Annotated in this window: 16 protein-coding genes; 9 read left to right on the forward strand and 7 right to left on the reverse strand. The window is 63.6% G+C overall.

The annotated features are described in order from the left end of the window. The first annotated feature begins 65 nt into the window (after positions 1 to 65). From IED13_RS02940 to IED13_RS02965, 6 genes are all read left to right on the forward strand, one after another. Positions 66 to 1,010 (forward strand): ABC transporter permease, encoded by a 945-nt coding sequence (locus IED13_RS02940; protein WP_191123332.1) that lies wholly within the window; start codon positions 66 to 68, stop codon positions 1,008 to 1,010. Next, positions 1,007 to 1,879 (forward strand): ABC transporter permease, encoded by an 873-nt coding sequence (locus IED13_RS02945; protein ID WP_038362130.1) that lies wholly within the window; start codon positions 1,007 to 1,009, stop codon positions 1,877 to 1,879. The genes IED13_RS02940 and IED13_RS02945 overlap by 4 nt, the downstream gene beginning before the upstream one ends. Further along, positions 1,876 to 3,549, forward strand: a complete 1,674-nt coding sequence (locus IED13_RS02950) for an ABC transporter ATP-binding protein (RefSeq protein WP_191123333.1) — start codon at positions 1,876 to 1,878, stop codon at positions 3,547 to 3,549. The genes IED13_RS02945 and IED13_RS02950 overlap by 4 nt, the downstream gene beginning before the upstream one ends. Further along, on the forward strand, positions 3,546 to 4,409 hold the full coding sequence (locus IED13_RS02955) for a carbon-nitrogen hydrolase family protein (protein WP_191123334.1): 864 nt from the start codon (positions 3,546 to 3,548) through the stop codon (positions 4,407 to 4,409). The genes IED13_RS02950 and IED13_RS02955 overlap by 4 nt, the downstream gene beginning before the upstream one ends. Before the next feature lie 17 nt (positions 4,410 to 4,426). Continuing rightward, positions 4,427 to 4,981, forward strand: coding sequence for a carboxymuconolactone decarboxylase family protein (locus IED13_RS02960; RefSeq protein WP_191123335.1), 555 nt, complete (start codon positions 4,427 to 4,429; stop codon positions 4,979 to 4,981). A gap of 248 nt (positions 4,982 to 5,229) precedes the next feature. Next, positions 5,230 to 5,475 (forward strand): ATP-binding cassette domain-containing protein, encoded by a 246-nt coding sequence (locus IED13_RS02965; RefSeq protein ID WP_191123336.1) that lies wholly within the window; start codon positions 5,230 to 5,232, stop codon positions 5,473 to 5,475. Between the two features lie 9 nt (positions 5,476 to 5,484). Here the strand turns inward: IED13_RS02965 and IED13_RS02970 are convergent, their stop codons facing one another. The 4 genes from IED13_RS02970 to IED13_RS02985 all read right to left on the reverse strand — a co-directional run bounded on the left by IED13_RS02970 (position 5,485) and on the right by IED13_RS02985 (position 9,971). Further along, complete coding sequence (locus IED13_RS02970) at positions 5,485 to 6,507, reverse strand: amino acid ABC transporter substrate-binding protein (protein ID WP_113252411.1); 1,023 nt, start codon at positions 6,505 to 6,507, stop codon at positions 5,485 to 5,487. 116 nt (positions 6,508 to 6,623) lie between these two features. Next, the gene (locus tag IED13_RS02975) at positions 6,624 to 7,808 is read right to left on the reverse strand and encodes a trans-sulfuration enzyme family protein (RefSeq protein ID WP_191123337.1); all 1,185 of its coding nucleotides are present in this window, start codon (positions 7,806 to 7,808) and stop codon (positions 6,624 to 6,626) included. Between the two features lie 93 nt (positions 7,809 to 7,901). Further along, complete coding sequence (locus tag IED13_RS02980; protein ID WP_038362138.1) at positions 7,902 to 8,780, reverse strand: LysR substrate-binding domain-containing protein; 879 nt, start codon at positions 8,778 to 8,780, stop codon at positions 7,902 to 7,904. 195 nt (positions 8,781 to 8,975) lie between these two features. Further along, a complete protein-coding gene (locus IED13_RS02985; protein ID WP_191123338.1) occupies positions 8,976 to 9,971 on the reverse strand; it encodes a PAS domain S-box protein in 996 nt (331 codons plus the stop codon). A gap of 656 nt (positions 9,972 to 10,627) precedes the next feature. On the opposite strand from IED13_RS02985, the gene IED13_RS02990 reads away from it, so the two are divergent. Beyond that, positions 10,628 to 11,104 (forward strand): hypothetical protein, encoded by a 477-nt coding sequence (locus tag IED13_RS02990; RefSeq protein WP_191123339.1) that lies wholly within the window; start codon positions 10,628 to 10,630, stop codon positions 11,102 to 11,104. Between the two features lie 639 nt (positions 11,105 to 11,743). On the opposite strand, the gene IED13_RS02995 is transcribed toward IED13_RS02990, so the two are convergent. Then, positions 11,744 to 12,010, reverse strand: a complete 267-nt coding sequence (locus IED13_RS02995) for a hypothetical protein (protein WP_038362140.1) — start codon at positions 12,008 to 12,010, stop codon at positions 11,744 to 11,746. Between the two features lie 231 nt (positions 12,011 to 12,241). Between IED13_RS02995 and IED13_RS03000 the strand changes: the two genes are divergently transcribed. Both IED13_RS03000 and IED13_RS03005 read left to right on the forward strand, forming a co-directional pair. After that, complete coding sequence (locus IED13_RS03000; RefSeq protein WP_133561480.1) at positions 12,242 to 12,541, forward strand: hypothetical protein; 300 nt, start codon at positions 12,242 to 12,244, stop codon at positions 12,539 to 12,541. A gap of 278 nt (positions 12,542 to 12,819) precedes the next feature. Further along, positions 12,820 to 14,637 (forward strand): ABC transporter ATP-binding protein/permease, encoded by a 1,818-nt coding sequence (locus IED13_RS03005; protein WP_133561478.1) that lies wholly within the window; start codon positions 12,820 to 12,822, stop codon positions 14,635 to 14,637. Positions 14,638 to 14,836: 199 nt separating this feature from the next. Here IED13_RS03005 and IED13_RS03010 read toward each other — a convergent pair whose 3' ends face one another. Further along, a complete protein-coding gene (locus tag IED13_RS03010) occupies positions 14,837 to 15,445 on the reverse strand; it encodes a cysteine hydrolase family protein (RefSeq protein ID WP_191123340.1) in 609 nt (202 codons plus the stop codon). 135 nt (positions 15,446 to 15,580) lie between these two features. Then, entirely contained in the window at positions 15,581 to 15,883 is a 303-nt protein-coding gene (locus IED13_RS03015) for a DUF1236 domain-containing protein (protein ID WP_142023489.1), read from the reverse strand. Between the last annotated feature and the right edge of the window lie 245 nt (positions 15,884 to 16,128).

Here is a 16,128-nt window from a genome sequence, read left to right on the forward strand (position 1 = left end):
ATTGCCGCCCGGCTGGCTTGACCGAGCACTGGCTGTCCGGCCAGCGCCCAGGCGCGGAGCACCACATGGCTTCCTACTTCCTGCGCAGGCTGCTGATGGCGATCCCCGTCATGTTCTTCGTGGCGCTGTTCGTCTTCCTGTTGCTGCGCCTGACGCCGGGCGATCCGGCCCAGGCCATTGCCGGCGATCAGGCGACGCCGGCCCAGCTTGCCGCGATCCGTGAGAATCTCGGCCTCGACAAGCCGCTCGCCGGCCAGTTCGCCACCTGGCTTGGCGGCATGGCGCAGGGCGATTTCGGGCATTCGCTGATCTCGCAACGCCCGGTTCTGGAGATGATCGGCCAGCGCATCGGCCCGACGCTGGCGCTCGCGGTGATGGCGATGATCTTCACGGTCGTCATCTCGCTGCCGCTCGGCGTGCTCGCCGCCTGGCGCCATGGCGGCATGGTCGACCGCTTCGTCATGGCGCTCTCGGTCGTCGGCTTCTCCGTCCCGATCTTCGTGATCGGCTATGTGCTGATCGCGGTCTTCGCGGTGGACCTGAAATGGTTCCCGGTGCAGGGCTACAAGCCGCTCGCCGAGGGCTTCGGCCAGTTCCTCCACCGCATCCTGCTGCCGGGGCTGGCACTTTCCTTCTTCTACATCGCGCTGGTCTCGCGGATGACGCGAGCCTCGATGCTGGAAGTGCTGCGCGAGGATTATGTCCGCACGGCGCGGGCGAAAGGGTTGGGCGAGCGCATCGTCCTGTTCCGCCACGCCCTGCGCAACGCCGCAATCCCGATCCTCACCGTGGTCGGAACCGGCTTTGCCATGATGGTCTCCGGCGTCGTCGTCACCGAGACGGTCTTCAACATCCCCGGTCTCGGACGGCTGGTCGTCGACGGCGTGCTCGCCCGCGACTACCCGCTGATCCAGGCGATCATCCTGCTGACGGCCGGAACCTATGTGCTGATCAACCTGCTGATCGATCTCTCCTACGCGCTGAGCGACCCGAGGATCCGCTACCAATGAGCGCTGCATCGAACCCCGCGCAAGGCGGCCTCCCGCGCCGCCGCCTGCTCAGAAACCCGCCGCACTGGACGACGGTGCTCGCCATTCTCGTCCTCATCATCGTCGTTGCGATGGCTGTCTTCGCGCCGTTCATCGCGAATTTCGAGCCGACCAAGCTCAACGCGGCGATGCGGCTCAAGCCTTCCTCGAACCTCTACTGGCTGGGCACCGACAGCTTCGGCCGCGACCTCTTTTCGCGCGTGGTCTATGGCGCGCGGGTCTCGCTGCTGGTGGGGGCCGGCGTCGCCATCGGCGCCATCGTGATCGGCCTTCCGCTCGGTCTGATCGCTGGCTGGTACCGCAGCGTCGACGGCGTGCTGATGCGGATGATGGACGGGCTGATGGCGATCCCTGGCATCCTGCTCGCCATCGCCATCGTCGCGCTGGTCCGCGGCGGGCTCACCACCGTCATCATCGCGATCATGATCCCGGCGATTCCGCAGGTCGTCCGGCTGGTCCGCGCGCGCGTCATCGCCGCCCGCGAGGAGACCTATGTCGATGCGGCGATGCTGCTCGGCACGCCGCCTGCCAAGCTGATCTGGAAGCATCTGCTGCCGACGACGATCGCCCCGCTGATCGTGCAGGGGACCTATATGTATGCCTCCGCCATCCTGACGGAGGCGGCTTTGTCCTTCCTCGGCGTCGGCATCGGCACGGAGATCCCGAGCTGGGGCAACATCATGGCTGAGGGGCGGCTCTATTTCGCGATCAACCACTGGCTGGTGTTCTGGCCGGCGATCGTGCTGTCGGCCTGCATCCTGTCGATCAACCTGCTGGGCGACGCGCTGCGCGACCGGCTCGACCCGAAGATGCAGGGGAGAGCCCCGTGACGACGACATCCTCCAGCCAGCCGGTGCTCTCGATCCGCGACCTCAAGGTCGCGACGCGCGGCCGCGAGCCCAGCGAGATTCTGAAGGGCATCAGCTTCGACATCATGCCGGGCGAGACGCTTTGCCTCGTCGGCGAATCCGGCTCCGGCAAGTCGGTGACCTCGCTGGTGACGATGGACCTGCTGCCGCGCGACGAGTTGCGGGCCACGGGCGGCGCGGTGCTGCTTAACGGCGAGGACATTCTGACCGCGACGCCGTCCCGCACAAAGGCGCTGCGCGGCGCCGAGATGGCGATGATCTTCCAGGAGCCGATGACCGCGCTGAATCCGGTGCTGACCATCGGCCTCCAGATGGACGAAGTCTATTGGGCGCACACGACAATGCGTCCTAAGGAACGCAAGGAAGCCGCGCTCGCCGCCTTCGAGGCCGTGCATCTGCCCGATCCGGCGCGGATTTATGACAGCTATCCGCACCAGCTCTCGGGCGGACAGCGCCAGCGCGTGATGATCGCGATGGCGCTTGCCTTGAAGCCGAAGCTCCTGATCGCCGATGAGCCGACCACCGCGCTCGACGTCACCACGCAGAAGCAGATCCTCAGCCTGATCCGCGAGTTGCAGGACAAGCAGAACACCGCCGTCCTGTTCATCACCCATGACATGGGCGTCGTCGTCGACATCGCCGACCGGGTCTGCGTGATGCGTCGCGGCGAGATCGTCGAGACCGGTCCCGTCGAGCAGGTGCTGAGCCGGCCGCGCGAGGATTACACGCGCGACCTGCTGCGGGCCGTGCCGTCGCTGGTGCCGCGTGCTCCACGTATTGCACCGAAAGCGGCCGAGGCCGTGGTCGAGATCCGCAATCTCGAAAAGACCTTCAGCTTCGGTTCTTTGCTTGGGAAGCTGATGGGGCGCGACATCCGCACTGTCCGTGCCGTGAACGATGTCAGCTTCAGGCTGGAGCGTGGGCGCACGCTCGGCATCGTCGGCGAAAGCGGCTCGGGCAAGTCGACGGTCGCGCGCTGCCTGATGCGCCTGGAACATCCGACCGGCGGCGAGATCCGGGTCAACGGCCAGGACATCGCCCCGCTCCAGGGCCAGAAGGCGCTGGCCCCGGCGCGGCGGCGCGTGCAGATGGTGTTCCAGGATCCCAATCGCTCGCTCAATCCGCGCCTGCGCATCGGTGAGAGCCTGATCGAGGGGCCGCTCAATCTCGGCGAGGAGCGCGGCTCTGCGCTGAAGCGCGCGGGCGAATTGCTCGAGGTGGTCGGCCTGCCCAGCACAAGCCTCGAACGCTTTCCCCATCAGTTCTCCGGCGGCCAACGCCAGCGCATCGCCATCGCGCGCGCCCTGATGATGGAGCCCGAGGTGATCGTCGCGGACGAGGCCGTCTCTGCCCTCGACGTCTCCGTGCAGGCGCAGGTGCTCGCGCTGCTGGCGGAGATCCAGGAGCGGCGCAATCTCGCCGTGCTGTTCATCACCCATGATCTGCGCGTCGCCGCGCAGATCTGCGACGAGGTGATGGTGATGCAGCGCGGCCGCGTCGTCGAGGACGGGCCGGCCGCCGAAGTGCTGGCGCGGCCGCGCCATGAGTATACACGGGCCTTGATCAACGCGGCGCCGGGGCGAGACTGGGATTTCGCCACCGGGCGCCGCATCGCCGGAGCCGACGCATGATTGCCGCCAGCCTCGTCCAGCTCGACGTCCAGTCTTTGGCGCCGGCCGAGAACTTCCGCCGCATCCACGACTTCGTCGCGGCCGAGGCGGCGAAAGGCGCCCAGCTCATCCTGTTCCCCGAACTCGCCAACACCGGCTATGTCGAGCCACTGGTGCCGGGCGGGGCGCTCGTCAGCGACGTCCCTCATTTCGGAGCGGCGCTCTACGAGGCCTGCGCCGCGCCGGATGGCGAGGAGGTGAGGGCGCTCGTCGCACTCGCCGCGCGGCACCGCGTACATATCGTCATCGGCCTCGGCCTGCGCGATCGCCTGCGCGCCGGCGTGATGCGCAATGCCTCGCTGTTGATCGGCCCGGAGGGCGTGCTCGGCGACTACACCAAGATCCACCAATGGCAGAACGAGAAGCTGTTCTTCAGCGGCGGGGACAGCATCGACACTTATCCCGTCTTCGGCACGCGGCTCGGCATGCAGGTCTGCTACGATATCCGCTTCCCCGAGATCACCCGCATCCTCGCGCTTCAGGGTGCGAGCATCGTGACCTCGGTCTGGGCTTCGTTCGGGGGGGAGAATGCGCCGGTGACCGACGAGGGGCTCTTCATCCACCGCGCCTATACGCGGGCGACCGAGAACGGCGTCTTCTTCCTGAGCTGCAACCGCAGCGGCAGCCGCGGCGGGCAGCGCTTCTTCGGCCGCTCCTGCGCGGTGGCGCCGGATGGCCGCGTGCTCGGCGCGCTCGATCATGATCGCGAGGACGTGCTGCGGGTCGAGGTCGACCTCGCCGAGGTCGCGCGCTATCGCAGCTTCACCGGTATCTGGGCTGATCGCGTGCCGGCCCTCTACGCCAAATACCTCAACGCTTGACCTCCGCGAGATAGCCGATGACGATCTCTCCTTGTCCGCCGATCAGCGATGCCGACTGGCCCGAGACGATCGCCGAGATGAAGATCGGCTTTGCCGGCGCGCTCAACGTCTATCGGACGATGGCGCATCATCCGGCCTTGCTGAAGGCCTGGGCGCCCTTGCGCCAGCATATCGTCAAGGACAGCGCGCTCGGGCCGGTGCGTTCGGAGGTGGTGATCCTGCGCGCGGCGCATCGCATGGGCTCGCCCTATGAATGGGCGCATCATGTCAGCAGGGCGCGGGCGCTCGGCATGAGCGATGCCCGCATCGCGGCGCTGCGGGGCCAGCCGGAAGGCGAGGACGGGCTGATCGTACGCGCGGTCGATGCGCTCTTCGACGACAAGCGTCTGTCACTCGCGCTTGAAGCTGAATTGGCTGCTGCGATCGGACGCGAGGCGGTGTTCGACCTGATCGCGACGGTCGGCTTCTATTCGGTGCTCGGCTACATGCTGATGACCTATGAGACGCCGATCGATGAGGGGATCACGACCGAGATGTCCGAAAAGCCGCTGGCCGCCACTGCCGACCGCTAAACGCAGAAGATTGCCGCTTAATGCAAGCGGGATTCGTTCCGCCGAGAAGCGCCAGCAGCGGACATTGGACCATCGCCGCGAAGCGGACTTTTGCCAGACCACAAAGCGGAGGTCCTTCTCAACCCAAGTCTGACTTCGTCCTCGACGACTGATCCGCTACTTGGCCCATGCCACGATCCGTTCCGCGATCCCCTCGGGGCCTCGACGAGCCGATCAGTGCCCTGGACGTCCGGCATCAACTGGGGGGCATGCAGATCGTTCGCCGCCCAACGCGCGAGCGCGCGCTGACCACCGTCGTCGTCCTCCACGATCTGAACATCGCCACCCGCTTTTCCGACAGGATCGCGGTAAAGCGCGGCGGCCGACTGATCTGCCACGGTGGGCCGGACGTGGTGATCAGGACTGACATGAGCGCGGATGTTTTCGGCGTCGAGGCCGCGTTAGCCTCGGCGCCGGACGGCTCGGCCACGGTTACGCCGCCGAGGGCGGTCTGACAGTGTGCTTCACCGGAAGGGCGGCGAATACTGTAGGCCGCCATTCGTCCAGAGGGCATTGGGGCCACGCTCCAGCTTGAGCTGCGATCCCTTGCCGAGATGGCGCTCGAAGCTCTCGCCGTAATTGCCGACCGTTGTAATCATGCGCACGGTCCAATCATTGGTGAGGCCCAGCCCTTCGCCAAACTTTCCTTCCAGGCCGAGGAAGCGCTTGATCTCAGGGTTGTCGGATTTGAGCATTTCCTTGACGTTGGCCTTCGTCACACCGAGTTCTTCGGCATTGATCAAAGCGAAGACGGTGAAGCGCACCAGGTTGAACCAGCCTTCGTCTCCCGTTCGAACCCATGGGCCGAGCGGCTCTTTCGAAATCACCTCGGGCAGGATGACGTGATTGTCCATGTCCTGCAATTTGAGCCGGACCGCGGAGAGGGCCGAGATGTCAGTGGTGTAGGCGTCACAGCGACCTGACTCGTAGGCCTTCAGCGCTTCCTCCGAGGTCCCGAAGGCGGCAACCTCGTATTTCATCTTGTTGCGCCGGAAATAGTCCGCGAGATTGAGTTCGCTCGTCGTGCCCTGTGCTACGCAGATCGAAGCGCCGTCCAGCTTGCTGGCGCTGGTGACACCGAGCTTCTTCGCGACCATGAAGCCTTGCCCGTCATAGTAGTTGACGGTGGTGAAGGTGACGCCCTGACTAAGGTTGCGCGACAAGGTCCAGGTCGTGGTGCGCGGCAACACGTCGATCTCGCCCGCTTGCAGCGCGATCAATCGATCCTTGGAACTCAGCGGAATGAATTTGACCTTGTTCTGGTCGTTGAAGATGGCAACTGCGAGCGCACGACAGATGTCGGTGTCGAAGCCGTTCCATCGTCCGTTGCCATCCTGGATCGAAAAGCCGGCGACACCGGGACTGCTGCCGCAGATCAATTCGCCACGCTCCCGGATCTTCGCCAGGGTTTGGCTGGACTGAGCTGTAGCGGGTCCGCAGAACGGAGCCAGAAGAGCCAGCACCGTTGCCGCCTGGAGCAGTTTCATCATCGATTTCCCCTTCCTTTTTGGTGTTTGATAGGCCGTCTTCGGGCAAAGCCTCCCCATCACGGCGCGAGGCTCGCGCCGTGTTCGTGTCATCGCAGTCTTGATGCTGCCTCCTGTCAGGCCGCCCTGTTCGCGGGGGCCTGTCCGAGCACCGAAAGCAGCCGGCTCAGATCGGTCCACAACTCATCAGGCTCTTCGAGGCCGATGCTGACCCGCAGGAGGGGGCCTTTCGCGGTCCATGCCGTCGCGGTCCTGTCCGGCCCGACCGCTTGCGGCGCGACGAGGCTGCGCGTGCCGCCCCAGGAAGCACCGATCGCGAAGACGCGCAGCGCGCTCAGCGCGGCGCTCATGGCCTCGTCGTCGACCGGTTTCAGCACGAGGCTGAACAGGCCCGAGGAGCGTCCCATGTCGCGCTTCCAGATGTCGTGCCCCGGGCAGGAGGGCAAAGCCGGATGCAGCACGCGCTCGACCATCGGATGACCCATCAGTCGGCGGGCGAAGTCCTCCGAGACCTTGCCCATATGGGTGACGCGCAGGCCCATGGTCTCGATGCCGCGCAAGGCGAGCTGGCACTCGTCCGGTGAGACGCCGATGCCGAAGCCGCGCAGGATCTCCTTCATCTTCTGGCGCAGTGCCATGTCCTTGACGGTAATGGAGCCGAGCAGCAGATCGGAATGTCCGCCGACATATTTGGTCAGCGCCTCGCAGGCGAAATCAGCGCCGTGCTCAAGCGGCTTGAAGATCAGCGGGGTCGCCCAGGTGTTGTCGCAGCCGACCAGTGTGCCCTTGGCCTTGGCGGCGGCGACGATGGCGGGCACATCCTGCACCTCCATCGTGTTCGAGCCGGGCGACTCGACCCAGACCAGCTTGACGGTCTCGTCGATGAGATCAGCGATGCCGGCACCGATGAGCGGGTCGTAGACGTCATAAGCGATGCCGCGCGGCGCCAGATACTCGGCGCAGAAGCTTCGCACAGGGGGATAGACATGATCCGGGACCAAGACCTTGTCGCCCGGCATCAGCACCGACAGCATGACGACGGTGACGGCGGCCTGGCCGGAGGGGACGAGCACTGTGCGAATCCCGTCGTGCAACTGTGTCAGTTGCGCTTCCAGCGTGCGGGTCGTCGGCGTGCCGTGCAGCCCGTAGGTATAGCCGTCGAAACCGCGATATTTGCGGGCCATGAAGCTCGCCCCATCGGGATAGACGATGGTGGAAGCGCGGTGTGTCGGCACGGCGAGCGAGGCGTAACCCTCCTCATTGACCGCCGGATGATGAACGCAGAGCGTGAGGTCGTGCATGGTCGTTTTTCCTTGCTGCCGTCATAGTCGGGACGGGCGGCGAGGCAGGCAATCATGCAGCGGGCATGGAACGATGCCTCATCGTTATGCCTCTCAGCGTGCTGCCATCAGGCAGTCGATGAAGTCGCGTACCAGCTGCGACTTCGGCTTGTCCGGCGGCAGGATCAGCAGGCTGCGGCTCTGAACGGCGGGCTCGAAGGGGCGCAGCACAAGCTGGCTCTGATCGTGGCCGGCAATCGCATAAGGGCTGATCAGCCCGACGCCGACGCCCTGGGCCACCAGTGCGCAGACCGTTGCGGCATAGATCGTTTCGACCACCACGCGCGGCGGGGCCGCGCCGGCCTCGGACAGGATCATGTCGAAACGTTGTCGCGCGCGATCCTCCGGCACATAGGCGACGAAATCCACGCCCGAGAGGTCGTGTGGGCCGATCGTTTCGCGCGTCGCCAGCGGATGGCCGAGCGGCATAGCGCACAACGCTCGCGGTTGCACGAACACCTGGTGGACCACGCCAGTGACATCGATCTCGTCGGCGGCCAGGCCGATGTCGTAGATCCCGGACGCTACTCCATCCCGGACATCGCGTGACGGCAGCACCATAAGGGTTACCGTCGCGTCGGGGCGCAGGTTGCGGAACCGCAGCACGGCATTGGGAACGATCGAGGAGCTCAGCGCCGACAGCGTGGCGACCCGGAGCTGGCCGGCACCATAGTCGCGAATCCGGGCCGCGCTGGCACGCAGGCGATCCATCCCCCGGAAATTGGCCTCAACCTCCGCGAAAAACGTTCGTCCTTCAGGCGTGGGGACGATGCGATTGCGCACCCGGTCGAACAAGGCGAAGCCGAGGGATCGTTCGAGCTCCGCGATCAGGCGGCTGACGCCAGGCTGCGTCACCCCAAGGATTTCTGCCGCCCGAGAAACCGTTCCAGCTTTCATGACAGCGGCGAACACTTCGATTTGACGGCTGTTCAAGTTGGGTTCGCCCCGCGCTCCGATGCGTCGCTGCTACTGCATAGCTTCCTCAAGCGGACACTCAAAATGACGACCGGGGTGGCAAGCGCCGGAGGCCGGTCTGGGTGCGTTGCGCCATAAGCGAACAGCAAGCCTGGCGCGTCACCCGAGAATAATCATGCGGGCGCCTCTGGATGGCAAAACCGACTTTCCGGGTCAGGCGCTCATCGCAGCCCGAGAGATGGCAATTGACGCTACCAGCCCTGTCGGTTGCCAATCACGCTCCACCGTCGCGTTCAGTGCGCTGGCAAGTCCTCCTTCGAGGCGACTGCCGAATCCGGCCCTGCCAGGCGCGGGCAGGGGACCACCTGTTTCTCGCCAAAGGATGCGTGTCCGATCATCGTCGGCGGAGACCTCAACCTCAAGCCGCCCCGTCTCGGTTGAAAGCGATCCGTGCTTGGCAGCGTTCGTCGCCAACTCGTGCAGCAGCAACGCCAGATTGGTGACTGACTTTCCGTCGACATCGCAATCGTCGCCGCGAACGCTGATGCGGTCGTCCGTGGCATAGGGTTCGAGGATCGTCCGGACGAGTGTCAGCAGCCCCACATGCTGCTCGTTTTCCGGACCGAGCAATCGGTCCGACATGATCAGATCATGCGCGCGCGCTAACGAGGACAATCTGGCTTGCACGTCCGCGATGATGTCGCCCTGGTTCGCCGACGTCTTCGCGCTGATCGCAACAATGGCCTTGGCCAGTGCGAACAGGTTCTTCACCCGATGGCGCATCTCGCCCATCAGAAGCTGCTGCTGCTCCTGTGCCGCGCGCTTCTCGGTGATGTCGCGCGCAATTTTGGATGCGCCGACGATGACGCCGTTCTCGTTGCGAATGGGCGAGATGGTCAGCGAAATGTCCACCAGCGAGCCATCCTTCCGGCGGCGCCTGGTCTCGAAATGCTCCACGCGCTTGCCGCTCTGGATTTTAGCAAGGATCAACGGCTCCTCATCGAGGCGATCCTGCGGGATCAGAATCGTGATCGACTTGCCGATGACCTCGTCGGCGGCATAGCCGAAGAGCCGTGTTGCGCCCGGGTTCCAGCTCTGGATGATCCCATTGAGATTCTTGCTGACGATAGCGTCTTCGGAACCGTCGATGATGGCCGCGAGCCAATCGCGAGGATCCGGCGCATTTGCGATGTCGGGCATCCCCTGCATCAGGTGTGTCCGGCTCGCTTCTGACCTGGGCCTATCTTCCGGGTTTCTTTCAGTTGTCGACGAAGGTGAAGTTCCAGCGCCGCATTTTTGAAGCTCGCCCAAGCCGGCCATGCGCTCAGCCTCTCTCAAACCGCCATCTGCTTCGCAGAGTGCGTAGCCTTTGGCTCTATATCCTGTCCCCCGCGCGCGCCAAGCGCGCCACTGAGGCGCGAAGGCTGCTCCGCCGATTGGGTCTGTTCTGCTGTGGCAAGTCAAGCGATGGCGCAGCCGATGCCGCCCTCAAATGCTCTTCGGCCTCTCTGCCAAGGACAAGCTGGCTACCGATGCGGCGTGCCATACGTCGCGCCATCTCGACGACCTCTTCAATGCCGGCCTAGAGGCCGTAAGCCTGACCGTTACATCGCGAAAGCCCCACTCCGCGTCGATACGAAGCACAGTCAATTCTTGCGCCATTATCGTTTTCCAAATCGGACGACTACGAACGCTGAAAGTCGGCGGCGGTTCCTGATGCGACGCTTGTCAGCCGGCTGATTGTTGTCACCGCAGGGCGCTGCGAGGGGATCGCAGCATGAAGGACCGCGCCATCCTCCATATGCAGTAAGACGCGACAAGGCGAAGGCGCTAGCCTCGATCGCAGAGGATTGGGAGGCTCAATCATGCGCTGGCTCGCCCTTTTCGCATTGCTGATTGCCTCTGCTGCGGTCGCTCCGGCGCAAGCGGCGGAGAACCCTCTCTGCAAATTGTTCACACAGAAAGAGGCCTCGGCTTACGTGGGCGCAACTGTAGGGGAGGGCGAAAGCAGCCTCATTCCCGGTGCTTCTGGCTGTTCTTGGTCCAATGAAGACGCTGATAACAAGATGAGCGTCAGTGTTTTCCCGGCGGGTAACGCCCTCCAGCTAAAGGCCTGGGGCTTCGAAAGCTGGGAAGGATTTCGATCGGTCCCCGGAATCGGTGCTAAGGCCTATGTCGCTCGCTCACCTGTCATGGAGATCATGGGGAGGAAGATGGGCGGCGAGTGGCAAGCCGGAGCGATAGTAGGGAACGACTATATCGCCGTTGGAATGAAGGGACCAAAAGCCAACGCCGACGCTGTGCAGAGCCTCTTGAAGGACGCGATCGGACGGCGCCGCTAAATCTGTCGCCGCATTTGGATAAGACGCCTTAGGGCGACGGACGGGGTTTGCCCTGTTCCAAAGCTTGTCCCGCTGCATCGGTTTCCCGTCCATAGCTCTTGTTGTCCTGGCTCTCAGTCGTCGATGGCACCGATCTGTTTTGGTCTATTGAGGGGGAGCGACCTGTCGGGCTGGACCCCGTGCCTTCTTGCGTGACGGATCCCGGGCCTGGCTCTTCTTTCGGCGGGCTCGGGCGGGTTTGCGCGTCAGCCTCGAGCGGTCCCGGCCCAAGGATCGCAAACACGCCAAGGGCGAGAAGCGGGAGTTTCATCTTGGCCTCGCATCGCGTGGATCGAATGGACAGGCAACGCGAGCGCTTCAAAACCTGTTCCGTCCTCCGGCCGGCACGCCTGCGCGCTCAGATCGATCGGTACGCTGCGCTGAAGGCTGGGGCTTAGAAGGCGCGGAACAATCGAGCTGAAGACAGATTACCAGGACATGCAGCGCCGCCGTCGCCCCCCTCTCGAGTTCTGGATATGGCTTGCCGTCATCGGAATTGTGGTCATTTTGGCAGCCTATGCCGCCATGACACCGGCAATCGTCCCGGCGTCTCGACCTCCTATCGATGTCGGTTGATGTGCCTTTCGACAGCTGCGGGCTTCAATCCTCGGGCTGGCCGGCCTCGCCTTGGCTTTTCGAGGAGCTGCGGGTCACGCCATATTCGCTCGAAGCTCTTCGCTTGCCATCGAGGTCGTAGCCCGTCGCGGCCAAACCCCGGCGCAGGAGCTCCCTGATCGCCGCGGCACGGCTGGGCATCCGATTGTCAAAGCGGAAATCCTCCAGAGCCTGCAGCTCTTCTTGATCGATCATGATCTGAAGGCGCTCGCCGCGCGTCAGTTCATTGCCCTTGCTCGTGGTCTCCGTCATGGCGGTTACTCATTCACCTCAACCGTCGCGATATGGGTAAAATGCACAACCTGCCATTTTGTTTCAAAGACCTTGTTTCGCGGCCCTGTCTCGAACAGCGCCAATTGAGCGGGTTAACATGCTGATTAATCTCGTTTTTCCTGGATCACGCCCGACGGGCGGGGTAGCCTGCTGGCATTGACTTCCTGCACGTGAGTCACGCGGAGACCGATCCCGGAGCTTGGAGGGGACATGAAACCGACATTTGAGGCCTACACGGTTGCATTGCCCTGGTATGAGCGAGAGGACTTCCATCGCCTCTGGGACTTGGCACATGACCGCGATCAAATGCCGGCCGATTACGAGGAATGGCACCGCAATGCTGTTGCCGTGATGAATGCCTGGCTGGCTCGCGGCAGGGCTCTGGAGATCGTCACCATTCGACCCGATGATTTTCTCGCCTGGCTCGAAGAGCGATCCCTTCCCAACACCGCCGAGATGCGCCGGCAATATGTCGAGGAGCTGGCGCGGCACTGCCACGACGTCGCCTGAAACAAAAAGCCTAGTATCACCAAGGCAAGTCTCTCGACCGACGCGCTTTTCACCGGGCAGCATGTGAGAGCTGCCAATCACGCCTGCCTTGCTGGCGATTTTACCAGGCGGCGACGTCCGCCTTCGGGGTCGACATCCCGGCATCACTTCCGCAGGGACCTTTCTCGCCAGCTTGCGAGCGCGCCCCGGTCCTGCCCCTTGGAACGTAAATCGAGCCTGGTCGTTTCAGCCATGCCTTGGGCAGGATCTTGGGGCGCGAGGGGGAGAGTTCCCAGATTATGGCCGATGTGCCCGTGAGATCCCGTTTCAGGGAGTTCTTCTCCGTCGCGTTCCGGTTCTGGACCGGCGAGACCCGCGGGCGGGCATGGATACTGACCATAGCCGTGTTAGCGTTCGTGGCAGCGCAGACGGCTGCAGCGTTCGCGATGAACCTGTGGAATCGTTGGTTCTTCGACGCGCTGGGCCAGCGCGACGTCGCGCTGGTGTGGAGCACCGCAGCCTGGCTGCCCGTGCTTCTTGCCGCGACGTCCCTGTCGATGTCAGCGCTGGTCGTCAGTCGCATGTTGCTTCAGGTCCGGTGGCGCGAGCATCTGACGCGGCTCATTTCAGGCTGGTGGATCGCCGACCAGCGCTATTATCGGCTCAGCCTCCTCAGCCAGATCAAATCCGCGCCGGAATACCGGATCGCCGAGGATGTGCGCCTCGCGATAGAGCCACTCGTCGAGATGACGATCGGTTTGCTCACGGCATTCGTCACCGCCGCCACTTTTGCAACCGTGCTCTGGCAAGTCGCGGGCTCTGCCGAATTGACGATCATGGGCCATACCGTTTTCGTGCCGTTCTACATGGCCCTGGCTGCAATCCTCTATGCGGGGCTTGCAACGCTCGCAGCCTATGTCGCGGGCCACCCTCTGGTGCGGCGGGTTGCGGCAAAGAACGAGATGGAAGCCCGCTTTCGGGCCGATATGACGCGGCTTCGCGAGAATGCCGAAAGTATCGCCTTGATCGGCGGAGATGCCGACGAGCTGACGGCAATTCACAAGGGCTATGGGCGGGTCGTCCGAACCTGGCTGAGGATCGTGAGGCAGCAGGGGCTGATCGCGCTGGTGCTGAATACGAACAGCGCGCTTTTTCCAGTCGTTCCCCTGCTGTTGATCGCACCGAAATACCTCTCTGGTTCAGTGTCGCTGGGGGCCGTCGTGCAGGTCGTTGCCGCGTTCAGCGCGGTTCAGGCGGCGCTCATCTGGTTCGTCGACAACATCGTGCGACTCGCCGAATGGTTTGCCTCCGTGACGCGGGTGGACGAACTGGTCGAGGAGTTGCAGGGCCTCGATGTCGGGGCGGAAATGGAGGATGGAAAGCACATCTCCATCACCGAAAGTGGCGATGACAGCATTCACATCGAAAATCTGTCGGTAGCGCATAGCAATGGGCGGATCGTCATCGCTGATGCAACAGTCGCCATCGCCCCGGGCGACAAGGTGCTCATCGCCGGCGAAAGCGGATCCGGGAAGAGCACCCTCATCCGGGCGCTGGCAGGGCTGTGGCCGTGGGGCGCTGGCTCGATCGCGGTGCCTCCCGACAAGTCGATCGCGTTTCTGCCGCAGAAGCCATATCTGCCGAAGGGCTCATTGCGGTCGGTCCTGCTCTATCCCGCCGCCGACGCGTCGATCGAGGACAATGTCATCCTGGCAGCGCTCGAACGCTGCGGCTTGCCACATCTCGCTCGCAGGCTTGGAGCGGTCGAAGACTGGGACCGGATCCTGTCCGGCGGCGAACGCCAGCGGATAGCCTTCGCGCGCCTTCTGATCCAGAAGCCGGACATCATCGTGATGGATGAAGCCACGTCCGCGCTCGACGATGAGAGCCAGGACTCGCTACTCGCGCTTTTCGAGAGCGAACTTGCTTATGCCACCATCATCAGCGTGGGCCATCGCGCAGAGCTCGAGGAATTTCACGATCGCAAGGTGCTGCTCGAGCGACGGGAGGCCGGCGCCCGCGTGACGACGCGCCGCATATCGAAATCCCTGTGGCGACTGTTGCGTGGCCGAAAAGCTGGCAATGACGATCGGACTTCGACCACGGATCCAAACTAAATCGCTTGGTCTTCATGATCGCTGGCAAGGTCGAAGTTGTCAGCCGGCGCGCGCAGCATTGAGACGAGCCGATATGATCTGACCGACTTCGAATGGCGCGTCGTCGAGCCGCTCTTGCTCCAGGCGGTTGGCGAGGTGGCCCGAGTATCGGTCATGGCGGCGGGTGAATGGCCGATCTGGTCCCGCGTCGAACCACCCGCTACCGCCACTGTGCCAGGACCTCGCTGGTGGTGGCGGCCTCGATTTGCTGGCTGAAGCGGGAAAGGTACAGTTCCATCAGTGCGTCGTGCGTTGCGTCAGATGAGCTGCACAAGGCGTCGGTGACCAGCACGACCCGCAGGCCTCGATCGACGGCTCCGAGCACGGTCGCGAGAACGCAGACATCGGTCTCGCCGCCGGTGACGATGACCGTATCGATTTCACGCTCCGCCATGAAGTGATCGAGGCGGCCTTCGCTCCAGGGTGAGTAGACCTTCTTGTCCAGCACATGCGCGGGCGGAACGAACCGCTCCAGAGAGGGCAGGAGCTGGACGGCTTCGACGCCGGCCCTTTCCAAGGTGACCTCCGGCCATCTCCGATAATAGCGCTGCCATGTGCCGCGCCCGTCACCCTCGCGCTCGGCCGGGATGAAGCGGGTGAAGAGAGTCCGTTCCGGGTGAGATCCGCATAATTCCTCGACCGCCGGCAGAACCTTCTGGAGCCAAGGGAAGGCCCAAGGGTAACCCGGGCCGAAAAGTCGCTGCATGTCGACGCAAAGGTGAATGCAGTTCAGGCCGAGCTCGCCATGCACCAGCCCATGGGCCGCCATTACTCATCCCTTCAAGAAAATCTCCAGCGATCAGGTCTTGTGGATCGAACGGATCATTCCGCCGCGTCGATCGTCCACCGTCCTGTTTTCCGTAGCGCCCGATTCCCTCAGAGGAGATCGGGCGCTTTGGCAGGCTCACTCGATCACTTGGATGATCTTGCGCGAAGTCGGCTCCACCAGGACCGTCTTGTCGTTGACGATGGCATAGCGGTACTGGACGCCGACATCTGCCGGGAGCGTATGCAACGTCACCGATGACGGCAGAGCCGCGCCGACGGCGACAGTTTCAGTCACTTTCACCGAAGCCGGCTTTTCCTTCATCACGTAGGTCTTCACTTTGCTCTGCTGGTCCGTCGTGATGGTGGTGGTCGACGTCTGCGCAATTGCCGTTGAGCAGACGAGGCATGCAGCGAGCGATGTTGCGATAAGAGTGCGCATTGAGGTTCTCCCCTTTGGTCCCCCCGCTGGTCCGCTAACCTCGCTGCGTCTCACTTGTTCCGGCTCGCTGTGACGGGCTTGGCCAGGTCGGGAATTCACCCGTACGGATCGCCGCGCTGCGCGTTGGGAAGGTCGCGATCGAATCTGCGAATCCGGTGTGCCGCGGCAGGAAACCCCTCGGAGTAACCGCCAGCTCGGCAACATCGTCGATCTGGTTGCCAGAGCATATTCCGTCCAAGGCGGTA

Source organism: Allobosea spartocytisi, assembly GCF_014764685.1.
Lineage (GTDB): Bacteria > Pseudomonadota > Alphaproteobacteria > Rhizobiales > Beijerinckiaceae > Allobosea > Allobosea spartocytisi.